Genomic DNA, 21581 nt, shown 5'->3' with positions numbered 1-21581 from the left:
CGGAAGGTCTTGCTGATGTCAGCGTGCCTGGCAGCCCAGGGCCGCGTCAAGGGCCATGGTCGGCATCGGACGCTCTTTCCCACCGACGGGCGAGCCCGCCAACCCGGCCGACCCGCCACAGACCTGGTTGGACGCCCTGGTCAGACCGCTTGTGGGCAGGTCCACGAGCACGGCGGGCGGCGATCCGCTGTCGGATCGCCGCCCGCCGCGACGTGCTGTGGCCCGGTTCAGGTGAGCCGGGACGGCCAGGTGGGACTCAGGTCACTTGAGGGTGACCTTGGCGCCCTCGCCCTCGAGCTTGGCCTTGGCCTTGTCCGCGGCCTCCTTGTTGACCTTCTCCAGAACCGCCTTCGGGGCGGCCTCGACCAGGTCCTTGGCCTCCTTGAGGCCCAGGCCGGTCAGCTCACGCACGACCTTGATGACCTGGATCTTCTTGCCACCGTCCGCGTCGAGGATGACGTCGAACTCGTCCTTCTCCGGCTCGGCCTCGGCGGCAGCGCCACCAGCGGCCGGACCGGCCATCATCATCGCGGCCGGAGCGGCGGCGGTGACCTCGAAGGTCTCCTCGAACTGCTTCACGAACTCGGAGAGCTCGATCAGCGTCATCTCCTTGAACGCGTCGAGCAGCTCGTCGGTGCTGAGCTTCGCCATGTCTGGCGTCCTTTCCTAATGGTTCAAACTAAGAACGTGGTGTGCCGGCGCGGCCTCAGGCCGCCTCGGCGCCTTCCTTCTCGCGCTTGTCCTGCAGGGCGGCCGCCAGGCGGGCGGTCTTCGACAGCGGGGCCTGGAACAGGGCTGCGGCCTTGCTCAGGTTGCCCTTCATCGCGCCGGCCAGCTTGGCCAGCAGCACCTCGCGGGACTCCAGGTCGGCGAGCTTCGTGACCTCGGCCGCGGAAATGGCCTTGCCCTCGAAGACGCCGCCCTTGATGACGAGCTTCGGGTTGGCCTTCGCGAAGTCGCGAAGGCCCTTCGCCGCCTCGACGACGTCGCCCGAAACGAAAGTCAGCGCGGTAGGACCGGTGAACAGCTCGTCGAGGCCGGAGATGCCCGCGTCCGCCGCGGCACGCTTCGCCAGCGTGTTCTTGGCAACCGTGTAGCTGGTCTCCTTGCCGAGCGAGCGCCGCAGCTGGGTGAGCTGGGAGACCGTCAGACCGCGGTACTCGGTCAGCACGGTGGCACCCGCGCTCCGGAAGCTTTCGGTCAGCTCTGCGACGGCCGTGGCCTTGTCGGCCCGGATCGGCTTGTCCGCCATGTCCCTCCTCTCTCGTTGCTCGAGGCTGGTCACCGTCGCAGGCGAGCGCCTGTGACGGGGCGGAGGTGTCGCGGCAACAGAAAAGCCCCGGCGCAGGGCGCACGGGGCGAGGACGGCGGAAATCACGTGGTCGGCGGACCACAGACGCTGCCGATGTCGCTTGCCGCCCTACGCGGGTCGCCCGTCTTCGCGGGACCTTCGACCGTGCCGAGGCACGGTGACCAGCGGTCTCTGGGTGGAACTTCGCCCACCAGGCTACGCGACACCCGCGGTGACCGCCAAATCGCCCCCGGTCCGGCCGGCCGCTACGGCCGTCACCGGGCCGGCCGGTCGCCGCTGCGGCGACCAGGAACGTCGTGGCTACGCACGCCGGGTGCGGGCGCGGGCGTAGCCGGTAAGCGCCACCGCCGCCCAGGCCAGCGCCCACCCCGTGAGCAGCAGGGCGGTCGACCCGGGTAGCGGTCCGACAAGCGCCTTGGCGGTGGGGAGCAGCGGCGGCGCCAACCATGGCGCGATCGACTTCGAGAGCCCGAGCACCAGGGCGCAGACCGAGCCGAGGGTGAGCACCACCACACCGTACGCGGCGCTGCGGGTGATCACCCGGCTGGCCAGCGCGCCCAGCGCCACGGCCGCCGGCAGGGCGAGCAGATGCGCCCAGAGGCCGAGTGCCACCCCTGCGGGAACCGACCGCTGCCCGGGCAGGCTCGGACCGGTGACCCCACCGACCAACCAGGGGAAGACCAGGGCGATCAGCACCAGACCGAGACCGGCCACCGCCGCGGCTACCAGGCCGGCCGCCTGCTCTCGCGCCGGGCCGACCGCGACCAGAGCCAACCGGCGCTGCACGTCCGGCTCCACGTCCAGCAGGATCTTGGTCTGCCAGGCCAGTACGGGGAAGAGCACCACTGCCGACACGCCGTAGGCCTCCGCCGGCTGGGCCCGACCCCCGCCGTAGAGGATGCCGAGGGTGAGCAGGCCGGCCAGAACCGGTGCCAGCGCCCGGCCGGTACGCAGGAAGCCGGCCAGCCGGAACCGGACCAGGGCGGTCACCGGGCCACCTCGAACGGCGGCTCCACGGCCGGGCACGTGGTCTCGGGCGGTGCGCTCTGGCCGCGTACCCGCAGGACGTGGTGGCCCTCGGCGCGCAGGCGGGCGACGGTGGCCGGCAACTGCCCGACCGGGACCTCCAGCTCGACCACCGCGACCGCCGCCGCGTCCGACGAGGCCCGCTCGACCACGGCCCCGTCGGCCACCCTCCACTCCCGTGCGCCGGGCAGCCGGACCGTTTCCCCTCGGTGGTCGCTGACCAGCACCGATCCTCCGTCGGCCAGCACCTCGTCGACCACCTGCGGGACCAGCTCGCGTGCCACCGCGTCCAGCCCCTCCCACGGCTCGTCGAGGACGAGCAGGCCGGGCGGACGCAGCAGGGCCTGGGCCAGGCCGACCTTCTGCGCGGTGCCCTTCGACAGCTGGGCGAGCCGGACCGTGCGGAACGGACCGAGACCCAGCCGGTCGACCCAGTGCCGGACCGTCCGGTCCGCCTCGCTCGGGGACAACCCGGCGACCCGGGCCATCGAGACGAGGTAACCGTCGACGGTGAACGGCTGGTCGGCCGGGAAGCGCTCCGGCACCCAGCCCACCACCGACGGCCGGTCGAGCACCCGGCCCCGGGACGGCCGCAGGACTCCGGCGAGGAGCTGGAGCAGTGTCGACTTGCCGGCACCGTTGCGGCCGAGCACCACCACCGCCTCGCCCGGCGCGACGCCCACCGTCACCTGGCGCAGCACCCACGGACCGCGCCTGTGGTACCGCAGCCCGACGTCCTCCAGCCACATGCCGCGAGCCTGCCACAGCGGACAGACGAACGCGGCCCCGCCACTCGTGGCGGGGCCGCGTCGGTGCGTCGTGCTCAGCTGTCGGCCGAGCCCTCCTGCAGGTTCTTCACCACGTTCGGGTCGACCGGCACGCCCGGCCCCATCGTGGTGGTGAGGGTGACCTTCTTGAGGTACTTGCCCTTCGCGGCCGACGGCTTGGCGCGCAGCACCTCGTCGAGGACGGCCGCGTAGTTGTCGACCAGCTGGGCCTCGGAGAACGAGGCCTTACCGATGATCAGGTGCAGGTTCGAGTGCTTGTCCACCCGGAAGGTGATCTTACCGCCCTTGATGTCCGAGACGGCCTTGGTGACATCCATGGTCACCGTGCCGGTCTTCGGGTTCGGCATCAGACCGCGCGGGCCCAGGATCCGCGCGATCCGGCCGATCTTGGCCATCTGGTCGGGCGTGGCGATCGCCGCGTCGAAGTCCAGCCAACCACCCTGGATCCGGGCGACCAGCTCGTCGGTGCCCACCTCGTCGGCACCGGCGGCGACGGCCTCCTCGGCCTTCGCGCCGGCAGCGAAGACGATCACGCGGGCGGTCTTACCGGTGCCGTGCGGCAGGTTGACCGTGCCGCGGACCATCTGGTCCGCCTTGCGGGGGTCGACGCCGAGGCGCATCGCGACCTCGACCGTGGCGTCGAACTTGGTGGCGGTGCTCTCCTTGGCCAGCTTGACGGCCTCGACGGGGGTGTAGAGCTTCGACTTGTCGATGGCCTCGGCGGCCTTGCGGTAGCTCTTGCTGCGCTGCATGTTCTGTCTACTCCTGTGGTCTCTGGCGGGCCGCGGTGCTCGCGCGCCCTCCCACGATCCGTACGGGTCGGTGGTGGCCGACGTCAGTCGGTGACGTTCAGGCCCATCGACCGGGCGGTGCCGGCGATGATCTTCTCAGCCTGGTCGAGGTCGTTGGCGTTGAGGTCGGCCATCTTCTTCTCGGCGATCTCCCGCAGCTGGGCGCGGGTCACCGAGCCGACCTTCTGCGTGTGCGGGACGCCCGAGCCCTTCTGCACACCGGCGGCCTTGATCAGCAGCCGGGCGGCGGGCGGGGTCTTCAGCACGAAGGTGAAGGAGCGGTCCTCGTACACGCTGATCTCGGCGGGGACAATGTCGCCCCGCTGCGACTCGGTCTGCGCGTTGTACGACTTGCAGAACTCCATGATGTTCACGCCGTGCTGACCGAGCGCGGGACCGACCGGCGGCGCCGGAGTGGCCTGGCCCGCCGGCAGCTGAAGCGTGAACGTCTTGACTAGCTTCTTCTTCGGAGGCATGTCTCTTCCTGGGGCTTGGAACTGGGAAAGGTTCACACGACACCGCCGTCGGGGCGCGCACGGTCAGCGCGCATGCGACGGCGGCGACGTTCTAGGGTAGCGCAGACCTGGATCCCGGCAGCCACGGAGGTGGGCCGGGCGGGTGAACCGGACGAACGACTGCCGGCGGCGGTTGCCCGCCGCCGGCAGTCGACGAATCAGATCTTGGCGACCTGGTTGAAGTTCAGCTCCACCGGCGTCTCCCGACCGAAGATCGACACCAGCACCTTGAGCTTCTGCTGGTCGGCGTTGATCTCGCTGATCGTGGCCGGCAGCGAGGCGAAGGCGCCGTCGGTGACCGTGACCGAGTCGCCGACCTCGAAGTCGAGGACCTTGACCTCCGGCTTGGCCTTCTTCTGCTCGGTCTCGACGGCCGGTGCCAGCCACTTGAGCACCTCGTCGAGGCTCAGTGGCGCCGGGCGGTCGGCACGGTCCGTGGCACCGACGAAGCCGGTGACCCCGGGAGTGTTCCGCACGCAGGAGTAGGACTCCGCGGTCAACTCCATCCGGACGAGGATGTAACCGGGGAAGACCTTGGCCTGCACCTGGGAGCGCTTGCCGTTCTTGACCTCGACCTCTTCCCGGGTCGGTACCTCGACCTGGTAGATGTACTCCTCCATGTCGAGGGACGTGATCCGGGTCTCGAGGTTGGTCTTGACCTTGTTCTCGTAACCGGCGTACGAGTGCACCACGTACCAGTCGCCCGGTGCGTAGCGCAGCTTCTGCCGCAGCTCCGCGACCGGGTCGAAGTCCTCCTCGGGAGCGGGCTCGGTCATGGCGAACTCCGGCTCGTTGGCGGCCTCGACCGACTCGTCACCAGCCGCCGTCGCCACCGTGGACTGCTCGTCCGGGGTCTCGGCGGTCTCGTCGTACTCAGGCACGCTTGCTCACTTCCGTCACTATCGCACGTTCAGCCGGTCAGCTGGGGTTGCCGAAGACCCACAACACGCCTTTGGCGAAGCCGTAGTCCAGGACAGCCACGATCGTCAGCATCACCGTGACGAACGCGATCACCACCGCCGTGTAGGTCAGCAGTTCCTTGCGGGTCGGCCAGATGACCTTACGCAGTTCGGCCACGACCTCGCGGATGAAACGCGCGATGCGGCCGAAGAGGCCCACCCGGTCGGCGTCGGTACGCGTCTTGCGACCGTCGGCGGAATCCGCCACGGCCCGCGAGCGGGTGGCGGTGCCACCCCGCGAAACCGGCTCGTCCGCGTCGGTGGCGTCGTCCTCGGCGCTGTCGTTGACGACCTCGTCGTTCAGGCGCTCGTCGTCGGCGTCCTCGCCGCGCCGCTTGTTGTCGGCCACTTCGCCCTCCGTCGCGGGATGTCGGTGTCGCACGCGGTGGGCGTGCGCGGCGCTTGGTCACGCCGGCCGGACCAACCGTCCCGGGACGGGCCGCGGCCGGCGGATCAACCGGGTAGGCCCGATGCCTCGGGACCTCCCCGCCGATGCCACCACCACGGGCCGGACGCCACCAGAAGGCGGCGGGACCCACGGAACGGTCAGGCCTGAGGCGCAGGGGTGACAGGACTTGAACCTGCAGCCTGCGGTTTTGGAGACCGCTGCTCTGCCAATTGAGCTACACCCCTGTGCGGCAACGCTCGCCCCACCCGGTCACACGACCAGGCAGGGGTCACTTGCCCCACGGCGGACCAGTGTACGGGTACCGACCCGACTTTCCCAACCGGTCTACCCGACGCGCCGCCCGGTGCTGCTCAGCCGGTCGTACGCACGGTGGCCCGCGCCTGCGACAGCACCTTCTCACCGAGACAGGTGGCGGTCACGTCCAGCCTGGTCAGACCCGCTTCGGTCACCTCCCGGACCACTGCTGTCACCACGATCTCGGTGCCGGAGTCGTCGTCGGGCACCACCACCGGGCGGGTGAACCGCACGCCGAAGTCGACAACCGCGTCGGGCGAGCCGGCCCAGGTGGTGACCGCCCGACCGACGAAAGCCATGGTGAACATGCCGTGGGCGATCACCCCGGGCAGACCCACAGTCGTGGCGAACCTGTCGTTCCAGTGGATCGGGTTGAAGTCGCCCGAGGCGCCGGCGTAACGGATCAGGTCCGCCCGGGTCACCCGGAACGTCTGGGTGGGCAGCTCCATCTCAGGCCTCCCCGCGTACCACGAGCTTGGACCAGACCGCGACCACCGACTCGCCGGCGGTCGTGCTCACGTCGGTCCGGGTGGTCAGGAACTCGTGGCCACCACGGCTGGTGATGTCCTCGACGGTGTTCACGCAGACCAGCTCGTCGCCGGCCACCACCGGCCGGCTGTACGCGAACCGCTGGTCGCCGTGGACCACTCGGCTGTAGTCGATGCCGAGCGCCGGGTCCTCGATGAGCTGACGGCTGGCGGCCATGGTGATCACCACCGGAAAGGTCGGCGGCGCGACCACGTCCGGATGACCCATCGCGCGGGCCGCCTCCGGGTCGTGGTGGGCGGGATCGGTGGCACCGATCGCCGTCGCGAACTCGCGGATCTTCTCTCGGCCCACCTGATAGGGGGCGGTCGGCGGATAGGTCCGGCCGACGAAGGACTGGTCCAGGGGCATGCCGCGAACCTACACGCAGAGCACGATCGCCGATCCGAGCGGTCGGCGACGGCTCAGGCCGCGCCGTCCGTACGGACCGGCGAACATGACACGTGCGGAGCCGGGCCAGCCGGCCCGGACTGGTTCAGCGCGTCTCGCGGTGCAGGGTGTGCCGCCCGTCCCGGGGGCAGAACTTCTTCAGTTCGATGCGGTCCGGGTCGTTACGACGGTTCTTGCGCGTGATGTAGTTGCGCTCCTTGCACTCCACACACGCCAAAGTGATCTTCGGCCGGACATCGGTCGCCTTCGCCACGGCGGAGTGCCTTCCTCGCTAACGGACACAACTACGGCGCTGAAGCCTACGCGCCACCTGGTCGGACATGCAAAGCGGGCGCCTGTGGCGCCCGTCCCACCGACCGCCGGATAACTCCGGGGCGGACGAGAGTAGCGGTGGCCGGACTTGAACCGGCGACACAGCGATTATGAGCCGCTTGCTCTGCCATCTGAGCTACACCGCCGCGGTGGGCCCAGCCGGACCCTCTGAGCCCCCTTACGGAATCGAACCGTAGACCTTCTCCTTACCATGGAGACGCTCTGCCGACTGAGCTAAGGGGGCCTGCGCGATCACTCGGTGCCCGCGCAGAGGTAAGAGTACACGGCCCCACCCGGCTGGTGAAATCGGATCCCCAGGGACGCCGTACACCCAGCTCAGGGCACCACGCGGAGCCTCGGAAGCTCACTGCTGGAGATCGACTCCGGGTCGATCTGGGCGCCGAACCACGCCTCCAGACGCTCGAACGGCAGCGGTCGGCTGAACAGGAAACCCTGACCGACCTCGCACCCGATGTCCTGGAGCAACTCCAGGGTCAGCTCACTCTCCACCCCCTCGGCCACCACGGTGAGGCCGAACTGCTGGGAGAGAGTGACCACGGCGTTGACGATCGCCAGGTCCCCGGGATCCGTGGCCATGCCCTGCACGAAGGAGTGGTCGACCTTCACCTCGTGCACGGGCAGGCGGCGCAGGTGGGCAAGCGAGGAACTGCCGGTGCCGAAGTCGTCCACCGAGAGCCGTACGCCCAGGTCCCGCAGGCGGCGCAGGGTCGGGATCGGACGCTCGGTGCCGTCCAGCACGCCGGCTTCCGGGATCTCCAGGGTCAGCAGCTGCGCCGGAACGCCGTACTCCTCCAGCAGCTCCCGCACCCGCTCCGGGAAATGCTGGTCGGTGAGGGTACGCGCGGAGAGGTTGACCGCGACGGCGAGGGACTGGCCGCCGTGCGCCCAGTCCCGGCTGTGCCGCAGCCCCTCCCGGAGCACGAACTCGGTGAGCCGGCCAAGCTGGCCGGTGTGCTCGGCCACCGCGACGAAGTCCGCCGGGGTGACCGAACCGTGCGTCGGGTGCTCCCAACGCGCCAGGCACTCCACCCCGATGAGCCGGCGATCCCGCAGCGTCACCTTGGGCTGGTAGTAGACCTCCAGCTCGCCGTTGTCGAGAGCGCTGCGCAGGTCCCCCGCGAGGCCGAGTCGGTGCAGCGACCGCGACTCCAACGCCGGCGTGTACAGCTGCACGCTGCCCGGCACCGCCTTGGCCGCCGTCGCGGCCACGTCCACCCGTTGCAGCAGGGTCGCCGGCGCGTCGCCGTGATCCGGATGCACGACCACCCCGACCGCGGTGTCCACGTCCAGCGTGAGCGAGTCGAAGACCATCTCGTCGCGGATCTGTTCCCGCAACTGGCCGGCCAGCTCGACCGCCGCCTCGGCGCTCTCCAACCGCATGGTCACCAGGAACTCGTCGCCACCGGCCCGCCCGACAAGCGCGGCCGACGGCACACAGCCACGCAGCCGGTCGGCCACCTCGACCAGGACCTTGTCCCCCGCGGCGTGGCCGAGCGCCTCGTTGACCTGCCGCAGCCGGTCGACGTCGAAGAGCAGCAACGCGACGACCTCGCCGGGAGCCCGGATCCGGACGGCCTCGGCCAGCGCACCGAGGATGCGCCGACGGTTGGGCAGCTTCGTGAGCGCGTCGTGGTACGCGTCGTGCCGCAGCCGGTCGACCAGGCGGGAATTCTCCAGCGCGACCGCGGCGTGCGCGGCGACCGTCTCGAAGACGGGGACGTCGGGGCTACGGAAGAAGTTGGTGTCGCCGAGCCGGTTCGCCACCTCCACGGTGCCGATGACCGCCTTGCCGGACCGCAGCGGCACCACGATCACATCCTTGATCGCTGTCGACCCCAGCGCCCCGCGCAGCTCAGGATCACCCCCGAGCCGCTGGCTCACCGCCACTGTCTCCTGGCGAACCATCGCGGCGTCTCGCAGCGCCGTCGGACTGGGTGTGGAGTCGAGCAGCCCCGGCTTGCCCTCCTGGGCGGTCAACAGCACCTCCGGGTGACGCCCCTGTCTCGGCAGCCACAGGGTGGCGTACTCCGCCTGCATCAAGCTCCGGATGCGGACCAGCAGTACGTCGATGAGGTTGCCCTCCGGGCCGCTCTCACTTATCGCCTTGGTCAGCTCGTACATCTCCGACAGCGTGCGGTGCTGTCGCAGGAACTGGGCGTACGAGCCGTAGATCAAGGCAAACGCCACGGCCAGCCCGGCGAAGAGGAGAACCGCCCAGGGAGTGATCTCCAGTGCGATGATGACAAGCAGGCCGATGCAGAGGTTGACCGCGCCGGCGAGCAGCATCGACGGTGCTGCCCGGATCACCTCCTGCCCCGCCGGCCAGCCCTGGACGACAGTGAACACGGCCGCCATCGCCGCGAGACCGACCACCATGTGAGTGGCGATCGCGGCCATCAGGACAGCCCAGGTGGCCGGACCGACACCAGTCGGCTGCGGCAGAAGGTGATAGACGGCGGTGGCCAGCGAGGTCGCGGCCGCCGCGAGGGCGACATTGAACCAGAACTTGGCGGGCAGCAGCCGCCGCCGCACCTGCACCACGAGTGTGGCCACCGTGAACGCCACCACCACCGACAGCGGCGGCAGCAGATACAGCGCGACGACCAGGGGAATCTCGGTGAACAGAATGCCGAGTGCCTGACGGCGCACCACGATGTTGATGGTGGGCATGGTGGCGACGACCATCGCCACCATGAGCAGCAGGGTCAGCGGCAACTCACCGACTGCCGGATCGACAGTCACTCCCAGCAGCAGGGAGACCACGATCGCGCAGAGCGCCAACGGCCCGGTGATGAACCAGGCGTGTTCCGTCTGCCGACGCGGAGGGCGCAGACGAGACGTCATGGGCCCCCTTGCGCGTCAGAGCCGGCCGGTGCCGGCGGTTGCCACAGCGGGACGATCGCCCGTCAACGCACCACTGAGTTCATCGTCGGCATCTGCCAGTCGACCCCGTTCGTCCTGAAGTCGCCTTCTGTAACCACGCTCGCCACAGCCGCCAGGCCGAGGACCAGAGCGAGGGAGCCGAGCAGCCGGCCCAAGCGTTGAGCAGACATTATGTGCTCCTGGTGGGGTGATGAGGGTACGTGTTGAGGGCCCTCCGATGGTGCCACAGCAGGTCGGTCGCTGGAAAGTTCACCGAGCCCGTGATGGTCCGTCGGTCGCCGCAGGCCGCGCCGCCGCGCCGATCGGCGACGCATCCGGGCAGGTCAGAGCCGATGAGCCGGCAATAGGACAGGAAGAAGAGGCCAACCGCGCAATAGTTTCCTTAAGGCCGCGAAGCGGATCTTGCGGACAATCGACGGATCCGCAGAACACTGTGGACATACATGTCGACTCATGCGGCATCACGAGCCCTCAGCTCCCGCCAGTCAACCTGCGGTCACTCCCCCACGGCTGCCAGAGTAGGCCGGATATGCCAACCCAGCCACCCCCATGAATATCCCGCCTGTCACTTCCGGGCCGTGGGCAGGCCACCGGCCCACCGCCAGCAGACCTCGGACGAGAACGATCAGGATTAACGACAGCGGCCCCTGACCAGCGTTGACGCTGGCCAGGGGCCGTTGTCGCACCTGGTGGCGGGTAGAGGATTCGAACCTCTGTAGCTTTCGCGACGGATTTACAGTCCGCTCCCATTGGCCGCTCGGGCAACCCGCCAGGGCGTACCACCGCACCGTGGCGCGGCGGCGGAAGCAAGGATAGCGGCTCCACCCGTTGCCGCCGCAACCGGGTACCGTCAGGGAGTCGTACCTCTGGGCAACCAGGGCCAAAGGATCACAAATCAGCCGGACAGCAGGAGCATGAGTATGGCAGCGAATCCGTCGTTCGACATCGTGAGCAAGGTCGACCGCCAGGAGGTCGACAACGCCCTCCGGCAGGCGGAGAAGGAGCTCGGGACGCGGTTCGACTTCCGGGGCACGGGCGCGGGGGTCTCCTGGTCCGGCGAGGAGGCGATAAGCCTCCAGGCGGAGACCGAGGAGCGGGTCCGGGCCGCGTTGGACGTGTTCAAGGAGAAGCTGATCAAGCGGAACATCTCGCTGAAGTCGCTGGACGCGGGCGACCCGCGCCCCTCGGGCAAGATCTTCAAGATCGACGCCAAGGTGATCCAGGGTATCGACCAGGACAAGGCGAAGGCGATCAGCAAGAAGATCCGCGACGAGGGCCCCAAGGGCGTCCAGGCCCAGATCCAGGGCGACCAACTGCGCGTCACCGGCAAGAAGCGGGACGATCTCCAGGCGGTCATCGCGCTACTCAAGGCCGAGGACTTCGGCGTGGCTCTCCAGTTCACCAACTACCGCTGAACCAGCGACGCCGGCCGGTTCAGCGAGTGGTTCAGTGGTCGGACCTGTGTCGCAGCCAGACGTACGACACGGGTTGGCCCTGGTTCCACTCGTCCGCCTGGTCCGGCGGCACCAGGTCGAAACCGGCGGCGGTGTAGCACCGCAGCGCCTGGGTGTTGTCGGGGTGCAACCGCATCAGCACCGCCGGATGGTGCTTCCGGGCCAGGGTGGTGAGCAGGGTGACCATCCGGCGGCCCAGTCCCTGCCCACGGCGTGCCGGGGCCACGATGAGGCGGGCCAGTTCCACCTCGGCCTCGTCATCGTCGAGCCACAACTCGCCGTACCCGACAGGTTCGCCGTCGACGAGCGCGACGTACGCGCGCACGTCGGGCTCGGCACCCCAACGGGCGACGTCCTCAGACGTCACTCGATCGAGTGAGCACCAGCGGCGGCTCTCCTGCGGAGAGGTCGCCCAGCTCGCCACGACTGGCGCGTGGGTCGGGCCCGGCACGGTCAGTTCCATGCTCGCCTCCTCAGCGCGCGAGGCTACCGCCGGCTGCCGGCAGGAGAAACCGTCAGGCGTACCCACTGTGGTTTCGCGGTCAGGCCGTTGCTGGCTGCTCGGCGCGGACGGCGGTGGCCTCGGCGCGGGCGATGGGGCCGGCGGGTAGCGCGGCGACCGCCGCCCCGACGGCGACAGCCGCCCCGGCGAACAGGAAGGCCCAGGGCACGCCGCCGGCGTTGTCGATGATCAGTCCGGAGACCGCGCCGCCGACCGCGCTGGCACCGACCGACATGGTCACCACCCAGGTGTACGCCTCGTTCAGCATGCCGCTCGGCGAGATCCGCCCGACCAGGGTGTTCTCCAGGGTGAGCGCGGGAGCGATGACGGCTCCGCCGACCAGCAGGGCGGCACCCAGCGCGACCGGCGTGGACATCACGGCGAACACGGCGAAGCTGCCGGCGAGCCCGGCGAGCAGCCAGGCGAACAGGCGTGTCATGTTGCGTGCCGGCCGGCGGACGCCGAACCAGAACCCGCCGATCGCGCTGCCGATCCCCCAGACGGCCAACAGCAGGCCGGCGAGACTGTCCGGGTCGTCCGGGCTGTAGCGGCTGGCGAACGCCGGCACTGTCACCCCGGCCGCCCCGAAGGCGATGCCGATGCTGGCCACGCAGAGCAGCAGCGCCGGGAAGCCGGCGACCCGTAGCGGGCCGAGGCCACGGGCGTGGTGTTCCCGGGAATGCGGGCGCCAGCCCCGCATGGCCTGACCGAGCGCCACCGACAGGGTGCCGATCAGGGTCACCACCGCGGCACCGATGAGCGCCGCGCCGGCGTCGGCGACCAGCACGAAACCGGCCACCAGCAGCGGGCCGAGCACGAAGACGATCTCGAACAGGGTGGTTTCGGCGGCGAGCGCGGTGTTGCGGAGGTGGTACCGGCCGGAGTCGAAGTTGGTCAGGTCGTTCCAGGCACCCCGGATCGCGGCGGTCATCGGCGGGTACGTCCCACCGGCCACCGCCGAGGCGAGCAGCACCAGCGCGAACGGGGTGTCGTCGGCGCGGGCTGCCCAGAGCAGCCCGCCCAGGGCCAGCGGATGGGCGATCGCGGTGCCGACGAGCACCGGGGTGGGACCGATCCGGTCGGCGATCCGCCCGGCCACCGGGCTCAGGGCCGCGCCGAAGAGTGCGTAGCAGCCACCGGCCACGGCCGCCAGCGAGTAGCGCCCGGTCACCCCCTCGACGACGAGCAGCAGCGCCAGCGGCGTCATGCCGATCCCGAGGCGTCCGATGATGCCGGTGATCAGCAGGGTGGGCGCGCCCGGGATCTGCCAGACAGCCAGATATCGGCGCAGCCCAGCCACAGCGGACCTCCACGAATGTAATGAGCGAGACTCGGTTAGACCCTAACGCCCCGCGTCCGGCGGGCGATCCGGTCCGGACCTGTGGCGGCGCTCACCCGGCGTCCGGCGCGGACGCTCCAGCCCTGCCGGCGAGCTGTGCCCTCCCAGCTCCCGGGCCCCGGAATGCCGCGATCTGCCCGCTCGGGCCGCCCTCCGAGCGGCCGACATACCGCAACCCGCGCTGCCTCCGACCCGGCGAGACGGAGCCGCCCGCGCCGGGTGAACCGGGCGCGGGCGGCGAGGGTGTCGATCGGACGGCTGTCGGCCGGCGGGTCAGCGCTGGTGACGCACCGGGCCCATCTGGGTCGCCAGTTGCTCGAGCCGGGCGACCCGCTGCTCCATCGGCGGGTGGGTGGCGAAGAGCGCGGCCACCCCGCCACCCCGGAACGGGTTGGCGATCATGAGGTGCGCGGTGCTGGTGAGCTGCCCCTCGGCCGGCAACGGCCGACGCTGGGCACCCATGTGGATCTTCCGTAGGGCGCTGGCCAGCGCCAGCGGGTCCCGGGTGAGTTCGGCACCCGAGGCGTCCGCCTGGAACTCGCGACTGCGGCTGATCGCCAGTTGGATGACGCTCGCGGCGATCGGCCCCAGGATGATTGTGAGCAGCAGGACCAGCGGGTTCGGGCCGTCCTCGTCACTGTTACCGCCGAGCGGGATGAACAGGGCGAGGTTCGCCAGCATGGTGATGATGCCGGCCAGGCCGGCGGCCACGCTGGAGATGAGGATGTCCCGGTTGTAGACGTGTGACAGCTCGTGACCGATGACGCCCCGCAACTCACGGTAGTCGAGCAGTTCGACGATCCCCTGGGTGACGCAGACGGCCGCGTTCTGCGGGTTGCGTCCGGTGGCGAACGCGTTGGGCTGGACGGTCGGGCTGAGGTAGAGCCGTGGCATGGGCTGCCGCGCCTCGGTGGCCAGCTCCCGAACCATCTGGTACAGCTCGGGGAACTGGGCCTCGCTCACCGGTTGCGCCCGCATCGAGCGGAGTGCCAGCTTGTCGGAGTAGAAGTACGTGACGCCGTTCATCACCAGCGACACGAGTACGGCGATGACCAGGCCGCCACTGCCGCCGAACCAGTAACCCACCGCCAGGATCAGTGAGGTGAGCAGGCCGAGCAGCGCGGCGGTCTTCAGACGGTTGTGGTGCACGATCACTCCTTCGGTGCACGGATGCCGGGATCCGCTGACCGGTACAACACGCGGGTACCCGCCAACCATCCGTCTCATGACTGAGAGTTACCTGAGCGACTGTCACCTGCGGGAAGCGGACCGGCTCGGCGCAGCCGGGTCGAAGCGTCAGCTCCCGACGAGATCGAGCACGATCTGCGGCGCGAAGCCGACGGCCAGCGCCACCACCGTCGCCACCGCCAGCGCCACGGCAACCGCGCGCGCGGGCCGGACGGCAGGGGCGGTGACCTCCCCGGCCGGGGCGTAGAGCAGTGCGGCGGCCCGCAGGTAGTAGGCCAGACCGATGACCGCGTTGATCGCCACCACCAGGGCGAGCCAGCCCGCGCCACCGCCGAGCAGGGACCGGACCACCGTCACCTTGGCGAACAGCCCGGCCAGGCCGGGCGGCAGGCCGGCGAGGCCGATCAGCGCGAACGCCAGCCCGGCGCCGACCCAGGGGTGCCGGCGCGCCGCACCGCGCAGGTCGTCGAGGCTGCCACCGTCCGCGCCGGCCGGGCGCAGCGCCACGACACCGGCGAAGGCGGCCAGTTCCAGCAGCACGAAGAAGACGGCGTACGCCAGGGCGGCGGCGTACGCGGCGGTTCGGGCGTCCGCGTCGGCGGTCAGCGCCAGCGCGCCGAGCGGAGCGAGGATGTAGCCCGCCTGGGCCACCGAGGACCAGGCGAGCAACCGCACCGTACGCCGCTGGCGCAGCGCCACCAGGTTGCCGACGGTCATGGTGAGCGCGGCGACCACCGCCAGCAGCGGCCCGGTCACCTCCGACGGCAGCGCGTGCCGCACCACCGCCAGCAGGGCGATCACCCCGCCCAGCTTCGACGCGGTGGACAGGTAGGCGGCCACCGGCAGCGGTGCCCCGTCGTAGGTGGCCGGTGCCCAGGCGTGGAACGGCACCGCAGCCACCTTGAACGCCAGTCCCGCCACCACGAGCGTCACCGCGACGGTGGTCAACGGCAGGTCGAGCAGCGCCTCGTCGGCGAGGAGGGTGCCCAGCCGTTCCAGGTGCAGCCCGCCGGTGACCGCGTAGAGCAGCGCGGCACCGAGCAGGGTCAGCGTGGTGGCGACCACGCTGACCACGAAGAAGGTCACCGCCGCCTCGGCACTGGCCAGGCTGCCCCGACGCAGGCCGACCAGGACGTACAGCGGCAGGGTGAGCACCTCCACCGCCACGATCAGGGTGATCAGGTCGCCGGCCGCGCCGAGCACCACGCCGCCGGTCATCGAACAGGCGAGCAGGAAGCAGTACTCCCCCACCGGAGTGTTCCCGGCCCGCAGCAGCGGCCCGGACAACGCCAGTACGCCGAGCACGAGCAGCGCCACGAGCGCGGCGACCAGGGCGGCTCGGCCGCCGAAGACGTACGAACAGTCGGGGCCGACGCAGAACGTACGTCGTTCGGCTCCCGAACCGACCACCGCCGCGCCGACCGCAGTGGCGACCGCCCCGGTGGCCGCCGTGACCACGGTGGCCAGCGGTCGGGCGACCAGCAGGTCCACCAGCAGCACCAGCACCGCCGTCCCGGCGGCCAGGTACGCCGGCAGCAACGCCACGTGGTCGACGGCCTGCACCAGACTCGAGTCGCTCATCGCGCCACCTCGCTACGCTCGGCGCCGCGACGAGGCACCACCGCACTGAGCCGAATGACTCGCTCGCCGCGCTCGCTCATCGCAGTACTCCCACCAGGGCCTCGACCGGGGCTTCGGCGACACCGAGGACGAGCGTCGGAGCCAGCCCGACGGCCAGCGCGAGCAGCACCAGGGGCACCCAGGCGACCAGTTCGGCCCCGGCCAGGCCGGGACCGAGCGCGGCGACCACCGGGGTCGGCTCGCCATGGGTCACCCGCCGCAGCAGCCGCAGCAGGTACGCCGCCGTCAGCGCCCCGCCGATCGCGGCCAGCACCGCAAGCGTGGTCCACAGCGCCCCACCGGACTCGACGGCGGCGACCACGGCGAACGCCTCGCCCCAGAAGCCGGCCAGCCCGGGCAGCCCCAGCGAGGCGACGGCCGCGAACGCGAGCAGCCCGGACAGGCGCGGGGCGGTCTCCCGCAGCCCGGACAGCTCGCTCAGCTCGCCGGTGTGGGCCCGATCCTTGATCGCCCCGGCCAGGAAGAACAGCAGACCCGTGATGATGCCGTGGGCGACGTTGCCGATCAGCGCCGCCTGGATGCCGGTGGCGGTCAGGGTGGCGACCCCGAGCAGGACGAAGCCCATGTGTCCGACGCTGGAGTACGCGATCAGCCGCTTCAACTCGGTCTGGGCGAGGCACACCAGAGAGCCGACCAGGATGGCGGCTACCGCGAGCACACCGAGCACCGGTGCCGCCCACCGGGCCCCTTCGGGGGCCACCGCGACGGCGACCCGGATCAGACCGTACGTGCCCATTTTGAGCAGCACCCCGGCGAGCAGCACGCTGCCGACCGTGGGTGCCTGGGTGTGGGCGTCGGGCAGCCAGGAGTGCAGCGGCCACAGCGGACTCTTCACCGCGAAGGCCAACGCGAGCAGGGTGAAGGCGACGAGCTGGGTGGTGCGGGACAGTTCGGTGCCGCCGGTGAGCGCCACGATGTCGGCGGTGCCGGCGGCGGCCACCACCACGTACACCCCGACCAGCAGCAGCACCGAACCGAAGAGGGTGTAGAGGGCGAACTTGCGTCCCGCCCGCCGCCGCGCGTCGTGCGACGCCGGGTCGGTGCCGTCGCCGCCCCAACCGACGATGATCGCGTACATCGGCAGCAGGACGACCTCGAAGAAGAGGAAGAACAGCACCAGGTCGAGGGCGAGGAAGGTGCCGAGGATGCCGACCTCGACGACCAGCAGCAGCGCCACCAGGGCCCGGCCGTCGCCGCCGCCCGGCACCCGCCAGAGGGTGTACCCGCAGCACAGCAGGGTGAGCAGGGCGGTGAGCACCAGCAGCGGCCAGGAGATGCCGTCCACGCCCAGATGGAAGCGCAGGTCCAGCCCCGGCACCCACGGCCTGTCGACGGTGTGCCAGGGACGCACCGCACCTGCGGCATCCGGCGGCACGTACGCCGACCAGCCGGTGGCCCGTCCGCCGACAAGCGCCACAGCCGCGACGAGGGTCAGCGCGGCGGCCACCGTACCGACGATCCGGGCCGCCCGGTCGCGTGGCGTGGCCGCCACCGCCAGCGCGCCGAGCGCCGGCACCGCGAGCACCGCCACCAGCAGGAACTCCCCCTCGCTCATGCCCGCCCTCCGCTGCGCTGCGGGTCGGCGTGCGGCACCGAAGCATTGAGTTGATGATTCGCTCGCTGACGCTCGCTCATGCCGTCGCTCCGATCAGGGCTGCGGCCAGGCCGATCAGCAGCGCGCCGGCCAGCACCGCGGCGGCGGCCCGGGGCAACGCCGCCCGGTGCAGGACGCCCAGGCCGCCGCCGAGGGCGCTGGCGGCCCGTCCGGTGCCGGTGACCGCACCGTCCACCACCCGTTCGTCGGTGGTACGCGCCATCCGCGCCGCCGCTGTCGTCGGTCGTACGACGAGGGTGTGTTGGACGTCGTCGAGCCGGAACGCGCGGGCGAAGACCGGCCGCAGCGGGCCGAGCGCCGTCGCCGGGTCGGCACCGCCGCCCCGCCGCCAGCCGGCCCACGCCAGGCCGGCGCCGATCACGAGCAGTGCCAGCGGCAGCAGCACGGTCGGGGTGAGGTGGATCAGCCCGTCCGGCGGCAGCAGATCCGACACGGTGTCAGGGGCGGTCGGCGGGGTGGATTGCAGGTGGCGGGAGAACCAGCCCGGGAAGCCGGCCAGGCCGAGCAGCGCCGCTGGTACGGCAAGCGCCAGCACCGGCCAGCGGAGTACGGCCGGCGGGTCGTGCGGCTGGGCCAGCGGGGTGCGGGGCGCACCGAAGAAGGTGCGCAGCAGCAGCCGGGTGGCGTACCAGGCGGTGACGGCCACACCGACCAGCCCGGCGAGCCAGACCAGCCAGCCCAGCCAGGCCGGCGCCGGGCCGTCGCCGTGCAGGGCTGCCTGCTCGGCGGCGGCGAGCACCCCCTCCTTGCTCCAGAAGCCGGACAGCGGCGGTACGCCGGCAAGCGCGCCGAGCCCGACAAGCGTGCACCAGAAGGTGACAGGCATGCTGTGCCGCAGCCCACCCATCCGGGACATCACTGTGGTCCCGACGGCGTGGATCACCGCACCGGCGGCGAGGAACAGCAGCGCCTTGAACGCCGCGTGGGTGAGCAGGTGGAACAGCGCGGCCGGTGGGGAGCCGACGGCGAGCGCCCCGGTCATGTAGCCGATCTGCGAGACAGTCGACCAGGCGAGCACCCGCTTGATGTCGTCCTGCGCGGTGGCCGCCAGCGCGCCCAGCAGCAGGGTCACCGAGGCCATCACGCCGAGCACGATCAACGCGATCGGGGTGGCCTCGAAGAGCGGCCACAGCCGGGTGACCGCGTACACCCCGGCGGCGACCATCGTCGCGGCGTGGATCAACGCGGAGATCGGGGTGGGTCCGGCCATCGCGTCGGGCAGCCAGGTGTGCAGCGGGAACTGGGCGCTCTTGCCGGCCACCCCGGCGAGCAGCAGCAGGCAGGCCGCGGTGAGCGTGGCGCTGCTGTGGTCGTGGGCGAGCACGTCGGCGATCCGGAAGCTGCCCGCCGAGACGCCGAGCAGGGCGATGCCGAGCAGGAAGCCGACGTCACCGACCCGGGTCACCAGGAACGCCTTCATCGCGGCGGCGGGTGCCTCCGGCAGTCTCCGGTCGTGGGCGATGAGCAGGTAGGAGCAGAGGCCCATCACCTCCCAGCCGACAAGCAGCAGGATCAGGTCCCCGGAGACCACCACCAGCAGCATCGCGGCGGTGAAGAGGCTGACCTGCGCCGCGTACGGCGGATAGCGGTGGTCGGGCTCGTCGGGCGGCCCCTGCCGGAGGTAGCCGGTGGAGTAGATCTGCACGGCCAGGGCCACAGTGGTGACCGCGACGGCGACCAGGGCGGCCGCGCCGTCGAGGCGTACCCCGAGGGTGACGGTGAGCCCGCCCAACTCGATCCAGGTGGTCGAGGACTCGGCCGGACCGTCCAGGGTGACGAGCAGGGCCACCGCCAGGCCGAGGGCACCGGCCGCGCCGGCCACCCCGAGGGCCGCGGCGGTGCGGCGGGCGGTCGACTCGCCGAGGGTCGAGCCAGCCGGCGACGGTGGCAGCAACAGCCCGGCCAGGCCGGCGAGCAGCGGTACGGCGGGCAGCAACGCACCGATCGTCGTGGCGTTCACCGCTGTCCCTCCGGTGCACTTCCGGCGGCCGGGGACGCCCCGCCACCCGTCGTGGCCGGTACCGGTCCCCCGGCGTGGGGTTCGACCTCCCCGGCTCGCCGCTCGGCCAGGGGAATCTCGTCGACGGCGACGCTGGCCCGCATCCGGTACAGCTGGAGCACGATCGCCAACCCGACCCCGATCTCGGCGGCGGCCAGCACGATCACGAAGAGCGCGAAGACCTGCCCACCGTGCGGTAGCACCGCCCGGGCCGTGGTGTCGGCGGTGACCAGGATCAGGTTCACCGCGTTGAGCATCAACTCGACGGCCATCAGCACCAGCACCGCGTTGCGCCGCCGCAGCACGCCGTACACGCCGAGACCGAACAGCAGCGCTGCGGTGACGTACGGGATGACAGGTCTCACCGTGACCGCCCCCGGTCACCTGTCGCGTCGTCCCTGGTGGCGCCGATGTCGGGACGGGACAGCACGATGGCGCCCACAAGCGCCGAGAGCAGCAGCACCGACAGCACCTCGAAGGGCAGCACCCAGTTGCTGAAGACCTGCTCACCGATGCGCTCGGCGTTTCCCGCCGCGGGCAGGTCCACAGTCGTCCAGCGGTACGCGTCGACGAGCAACGCCGCCAGCCCGAGCCCGGCACCACCGCCGATGAGCGCGGCCGGCCAGCCGGGGCGGTCCAGGTCGTCGGAGGCGCCGATCGGCGCGCGGGTCAGCATCACGGCGAACAGCAGCAGCACCACCACCGCGCCGACGTAGATCAGCACCTGCACCCAGGCAACCAGTTCGGCGGCGAGCACCAGGTACATGCCGGCCACCGCGCCGAGGCAGACCACCAGGTAGAGCCCCGCCCGGACCAGGTGCCGGGTGCCCACCACAAGCGCCGCCGAGCCGACCGCCACCGCGCCGAGGGCGAGCAGCAGCACGTCCACCCCGGTCACGCGGACGTACCTTCGTCGTCGTCGGCGGCACGGGGTGGCACCGGTCGGCGCTCGGGGCGTACCGCCGCTGTGGTCGGACGGGCGGCGGGCGCGCCGGGGACGGCCGCCTTGCGCGCGGCGGCGGTCTCCTCCTTGGCCGGCTCGCCGTTGGGGTCGTGGGCCGGGGGCGGCGGCACTGTGGCCATCCACTCGCCCAGGTGATCCTTGTCGTGCAGCAGGTCCTTGATGTCGTACTCGGCGTACTCGAACTCCGGCGACCAGTAGAGCGCGTCGAAGGGGCAGACCTCGATGCAGATGCCGCAATACATGCAGAGCGAGAAGTCGATGTCGAACCGGTCGAGCACGTTGCGCTGCCGGGCCCGGGCGGCCCCCGGCACCGCCACCTCCTCCTTGTGCGAGTCGATGTAGATGCACCAGTCCGGACACTCGCGGGCGCAGAGCATGCAGACCGTGCAGTTCTCCTCCAGCAGCGCGATCACCCCGCGCGAGCGGGGCGGTAGCTCGGGGGCGACGTCCGGGTACTGCTGGGTGGTCGAGCGCTTCGTCATCGTCTTGAGCGTGACCGCCAGCCCCTTGACCAGGCCGCTGCCGGGCACGCCGGTCGCCTCGCTTCGCTCGCGCTCACTCATGCCGAACATCCTGCCCTGTGGGCACGGCGCGCGCGACCACCACCCGGGGGTAGCCGGTAGTACGGTGGCC

Annotated in this window: 23 protein-coding genes and 4 tRNA genes; 1 reads left to right on the top strand and 26 read right to left on the bottom strand. The window is 71.0% G+C overall.

Going from position 1 to position 21581, the window contains the following annotated elements; all coding sequences use genetic code 11:
- Positions 1–261 precede the first annotated feature (261 nt).
- The 17 genes from rplL to Van01_RS04315 all read right to left on the bottom strand — a co-directional run bounded on the left by rplL (position 262) and on the right by Van01_RS04315 (position 11017).
- Positions 262–651, bottom strand: a complete 390-nt coding sequence (gene rplL / locus Van01_RS04395; RefSeq protein ID WP_099849579.1) for a 50S ribosomal protein L7/L12 — start codon at positions 649–651, stop codon at positions 262–264.
- Between the two features lie 55 nt (positions 652–706).
- A complete protein-coding gene (gene rplJ / locus Van01_RS04390; RefSeq protein ID WP_013735964.1) occupies positions 707–1252 on the bottom strand; it encodes a 50S ribosomal protein L10 in 546 nt (181 codons plus the stop codon).
- Positions 1253–1612: 360 nt separating this feature from the next.
- Positions 1613–2302, bottom strand: coding sequence for a hypothetical protein (locus Van01_RS04385; RefSeq protein WP_204000241.1), 690 nt, complete (start codon positions 2300–2302; stop codon positions 1613–1615).
- Positions 2299–3087, bottom strand: a complete 789-nt coding sequence (locus tag Van01_RS04380) for an ABC transporter ATP-binding protein (protein WP_204000237.1) — start codon at positions 3085–3087, stop codon at positions 2299–2301. The genes Van01_RS04385 and Van01_RS04380 overlap by 4 nt, the downstream gene beginning before the upstream one ends.
- Before the next feature lie 74 nt (positions 3088–3161).
- Complete coding sequence (gene rplA / locus Van01_RS04375) at positions 3162–3878, bottom strand: 50S ribosomal protein L1 (protein WP_093403592.1); 717 nt, start codon at positions 3876–3878, stop codon at positions 3162–3164.
- 83 nt (positions 3879–3961) lie between these two features.
- Positions 3962–4393, bottom strand: coding sequence for a 50S ribosomal protein L11 (gene rplK / locus Van01_RS04370; protein WP_093403591.1), 432 nt, complete (start codon positions 4391–4393; stop codon positions 3962–3964).
- Positions 4394–4590: 197 nt separating this feature from the next.
- The gene (gene nusG, locus Van01_RS04365) at positions 4591–5313 is read right to left on the bottom strand and encodes a transcription termination/antitermination protein NusG (RefSeq protein ID WP_099849570.1); all 723 of its coding nucleotides are present in this window, start codon (positions 5311–5313) and stop codon (positions 4591–4593) included.
- A 37-nt stretch (positions 5314–5350) separates the two neighbouring features.
- Positions 5351–5740 (bottom strand): preprotein translocase subunit SecE, encoded by a 390-nt coding sequence (gene secE / locus Van01_RS04360; RefSeq protein WP_204000222.1) that lies wholly within the window; start codon positions 5738–5740, stop codon positions 5351–5353.
- 211 nt (positions 5741–5951) lie between these two features.
- Positions 5952–6024: transfer RNA gene (locus Van01_RS04355), tRNA-Trp, on the bottom strand.
- 126 nt (positions 6025–6150) lie between these two features.
- Positions 6151–6543 (bottom strand): MaoC family dehydratase, encoded by a 393-nt coding sequence (locus Van01_RS04350; protein WP_204000220.1) that lies wholly within the window; start codon positions 6541–6543, stop codon positions 6151–6153.
- Position 6544: 1 nt separating this feature from the next.
- On the bottom strand, positions 6545–6991 hold the full coding sequence (locus Van01_RS04345) for a MaoC family dehydratase N-terminal domain-containing protein (RefSeq protein WP_099849564.1): 447 nt from the start codon (positions 6989–6991) through the stop codon (positions 6545–6547).
- Between the two features lie 124 nt (positions 6992–7115).
- Entirely contained in the window at positions 7116–7283 is a 168-nt protein-coding gene (gene rpmG / locus Van01_RS04340) for a 50S ribosomal protein L33 (RefSeq protein WP_093403583.1), read from the bottom strand.
- Positions 7284–7415: 132 nt separating this feature from the next.
- A tRNA-Met gene (locus Van01_RS04335) sits at positions 7416–7488 on the bottom strand.
- 25 nt (positions 7489–7513) lie between these two features.
- Positions 7514–7586, bottom strand: a tRNA-Thr gene (locus Van01_RS04330).
- A gap of 92 nt (positions 7587–7678) precedes the next feature.
- On the bottom strand, positions 7679–10207 hold the full coding sequence (locus Van01_RS04325) for a putative bifunctional diguanylate cyclase/phosphodiesterase (RefSeq protein WP_204000218.1): 2529 nt from the start codon (positions 10205–10207) through the stop codon (positions 7679–7681).
- A gap of 62 nt (positions 10208–10269) precedes the next feature.
- Entirely contained in the window at positions 10270–10416 is a 147-nt protein-coding gene (locus Van01_RS04320) for a hypothetical protein (RefSeq protein WP_204000216.1), read from the bottom strand.
- A gap of 517 nt (positions 10417–10933) precedes the next feature.
- Positions 10934–11017, bottom strand: a tRNA-Tyr gene (locus Van01_RS04315).
- A gap of 149 nt (positions 11018–11166) precedes the next feature.
- Here Van01_RS04315 and Van01_RS04310 point away from each other — a divergent pair.
- Complete coding sequence (locus Van01_RS04310; protein WP_204000214.1) at positions 11167–11661, top strand: YajQ family cyclic di-GMP-binding protein; 495 nt, start codon at positions 11167–11169, stop codon at positions 11659–11661.
- Between the two features lie 31 nt (positions 11662–11692).
- Here the strand turns inward: Van01_RS04310 and Van01_RS04305 are convergent, their stop codons facing one another.
- The 9 genes from Van01_RS04305 to Van01_RS04265 all read right to left on the bottom strand — a co-directional run bounded on the left by Van01_RS04305 (position 11693) and on the right by Van01_RS04265 (position 21520).
- Positions 11693–12163 carry a GNAT family N-acetyltransferase gene (locus Van01_RS04305; RefSeq protein WP_204000212.1) on the bottom strand — a complete coding sequence of 157 codons (471 nt, stop codon included), beginning with the start codon at positions 12161–12163 and terminating at the stop codon, positions 11693–11695.
- Between the two features lie 79 nt (positions 12164–12242).
- Positions 12243–13502, bottom strand: coding sequence for an MFS transporter (locus tag Van01_RS04300; RefSeq protein WP_204000210.1), 1260 nt, complete (start codon positions 13500–13502; stop codon positions 12243–12245).
- A 312-nt stretch (positions 13503–13814) separates the two neighbouring features.
- A complete protein-coding gene (gene htpX / locus Van01_RS04295) occupies positions 13815–14690 on the bottom strand; it encodes a zinc metalloprotease HtpX (protein ID WP_204000199.1) in 876 nt (291 codons plus the stop codon).
- A 147-nt stretch (positions 14691–14837) separates the two neighbouring features.
- On the bottom strand, positions 14838–16310 hold the full coding sequence (locus Van01_RS04290; RefSeq protein ID WP_204000197.1) for an NADH-quinone oxidoreductase subunit N: 1473 nt from the start codon (positions 16308–16310) through the stop codon (positions 14838–14840).
- A 76-nt stretch (positions 16311–16386) separates the two neighbouring features.
- Positions 16387–17925: a complex I subunit 4 family protein gene (locus Van01_RS04285; RefSeq protein ID WP_204000194.1), complete on the bottom strand. Its 1539-nt coding sequence runs from the start codon at positions 17923–17925 to the stop codon at positions 16387–16389.
- 76 nt (positions 17926–18001) lie between these two features.
- Entirely contained in the window at positions 18002–19945 is a 1944-nt protein-coding gene (locus Van01_RS04280) for an NADH-quinone oxidoreductase subunit 5 family protein (protein WP_204000191.1), read from the bottom strand.
- The gene (gene nuoK / locus Van01_RS04275) at positions 19942–20349 is read right to left on the bottom strand and encodes an NADH-quinone oxidoreductase subunit NuoK (RefSeq protein ID WP_204000188.1); all 408 of its coding nucleotides are present in this window, start codon (positions 20347–20349) and stop codon (positions 19942–19944) included. Before nuoK ends, Van01_RS04280 begins: the two co-directional genes overlap by 4 nt.
- The gene (locus Van01_RS04270; protein ID WP_204000185.1) at positions 20346–20882 is read right to left on the bottom strand and encodes an NADH-quinone oxidoreductase subunit J family protein; all 537 of its coding nucleotides are present in this window, start codon (positions 20880–20882) and stop codon (positions 20346–20348) included. The genes nuoK and Van01_RS04270 overlap by 4 nt, the downstream gene beginning before the upstream one ends.
- The gene (locus Van01_RS04265; protein ID WP_204000171.1) at positions 20879–21520 is read right to left on the bottom strand and encodes a NuoI/complex I 23 kDa subunit family protein; all 642 of its coding nucleotides are present in this window, start codon (positions 21518–21520) and stop codon (positions 20879–20881) included. The genes Van01_RS04270 and Van01_RS04265 overlap by 4 nt, the downstream gene beginning before the upstream one ends.
- Positions 21521–21581: the final 61 nt, after the last annotated feature.

The organism is Micromonospora andamanensis, assembly GCF_016863495.1.
Lineage (GTDB): Bacteria > Actinomycetota > Actinomycetes > Mycobacteriales > Micromonosporaceae > Micromonospora > Micromonospora andamanensis.
This window is presented reverse-complemented; position numbering and strand designations above follow the sequence as displayed.

Coding starts and splice junctions, on each gene's coding strand:
- Van01_RS04320 (WP_204000216.1), bottom strand. CDS start 10,416: ATGTCTGCTCAACGCTTGGGCCGGCTGCTCGGCTCCCTCGCTCTGGTC.
- Van01_RS04345 (WP_099849564.1), bottom strand. CDS start 6,991: ATGCCCCTGGACCAGTCCTTCGTCGGCCGGACCTATCCGCCGACCGCC.
- Van01_RS04290 (WP_204000197.1), bottom strand. CDS start 16,310: ATGAGCGACTCGAGTCTGGTGCAGGCCGTCGACCACGTGGCGTTGCTG.
- rplK (WP_093403591.1), bottom strand. CDS start 4,393: ATGCCTCCGAAGAAGAAGCTAGTCAAGACGTTCACGCTTCAGCTGCCG.
- rplJ (WP_013735964.1), bottom strand. CDS start 1,252: ATGGCGGACAAGCCGATCCGGGCCGACAAGGCCACGGCCGTCGCAGAG.
- rplL (WP_099849579.1), bottom strand. CDS start 651: ATGGCGAAGCTCAGCACCGACGAGCTGCTCGACGCGTTCAAGGAGATG.
- rplA (WP_093403592.1), bottom strand. CDS start 3,878: ATGCAGCGCAGCAAGAGCTACCGCAAGGCCGCCGAGGCCATCGACAAG.
- Van01_RS04305 (WP_204000212.1), bottom strand. CDS start 12,163: ATGGAACTGACCGTGCCGGGCCCGACCCACGCGCCAGTCGTGGCGAGC.
- Van01_RS04285 (WP_204000194.1), bottom strand. CDS start 17,925: ATGAGCGAGGGGGAGTTCCTGCTGGTGGCGGTGCTCGCGGTGCCGGCG.
- Van01_RS04380 (WP_204000237.1), bottom strand. CDS start 3,087: ATGTGGCTGGAGGACGTCGGGCTGCGGTACCACAGGCGCGGTCCGTGG.
- Van01_RS04310 (WP_204000214.1), top strand. CDS start 11,167: ATGGCAGCGAATCCGTCGTTCGACATCGTGAGCAAGGTCGACCGCCAG.
- Van01_RS04350 (WP_204000220.1), bottom strand. CDS start 6,543: ATGGAGCTGCCCACCCAGACGTTCCGGGTGACCCGGGCGGACCTGATC.
- Van01_RS04265 (WP_204000171.1), bottom strand. CDS start 21,520: ATGTTCGGCATGAGTGAGCGCGAGCGAAGCGAGGCGACCGGCGTGCCC.
- Van01_RS04325 (WP_204000218.1), bottom strand. CDS start 10,207: ATGACGTCTCGTCTGCGCCCTCCGCGTCGGCAGACGGAACACGCCTGG.